Origin of the sequence: Enterobacter cloacae complex sp. IR5450, assembly GCF_049238665.1 — a bacterium.
GTDB classification, from domain to species: Bacteria; Pseudomonadota; Gammaproteobacteria; order Enterobacterales; family Enterobacteriaceae; genus Enterobacter; species Enterobacter hormaechei_C.
On sequence record NZ_JBMKIC010000096.1, the window covers coordinates 1 to 698 of the forward strand.

Sequence of the window (698 nt, forward strand, 5' to 3'; positions counted from 1 at the left end):
AGCGATCAGATGTCACCGACAGAATATGAAAACCAGTATTATCAACGGCTCGGAAGTGTCTAAATTATCCGTGGCGATTCAATAAATTGGAACCAGGCGAGCCGCATTCCGTGCCTTACCCTCGTCACCTCGAAACACCAACTCCCCGCAATAGTTTTGATATTGCTGAGTCGCAGAGAGCAGATTTCGTTTAATCTCATGCCGCTATACATCCCCACCATCGCTACTGCTTTCATCTCTTCATCAAGCACCGTATCTACCTTAGTCAGTTAGTCACCGCTAAAGGGTTCGTAGCTTTCTCGATCATGGTGTACATCCAGTTTATGCCCTGTAAAAACATTCTCTTTCGGCGCATCGTGATAGCGGTTCTGAGCAAGTGCCACGAGCTGGGACAGGTAGCCCAGGTGAACAGCATTACTTCGACGCCCTCCGCATAGGCATGGGTACCATTGTTGATGGGATTTTCGTAATAGGTTTCCAGGTCTCCCCATAGTATATTATTCATGGCTATTACTCAGGAGGAATCATTGTATGGAGATAAAAGATATACTCACATTTGCAGGGCTCGTTATCACGTCTATAACCGCAGCAGTCGGCGTTTATAAATTATTTAAAGGGTAATGACTCCAACTTACTGATAGTGTTTTATGTTCAGATAATGCCCGATGACCTTGTCATGCAGCTCCAGCGATTTTGAG

General features: G+C 45.4%; 1 protein-coding gene. It reads right to left on the reverse strand.

What is annotated here, in order from left to right:
• Positions 1-631 precede the first annotated feature (631 nt).
• On the reverse strand, positions 632-698 hold a 67-nt coding region (locus ACOTYB_RS24855), incomplete at its 5' end, for an IS1 family transposase (protein ID WP_421765773.1).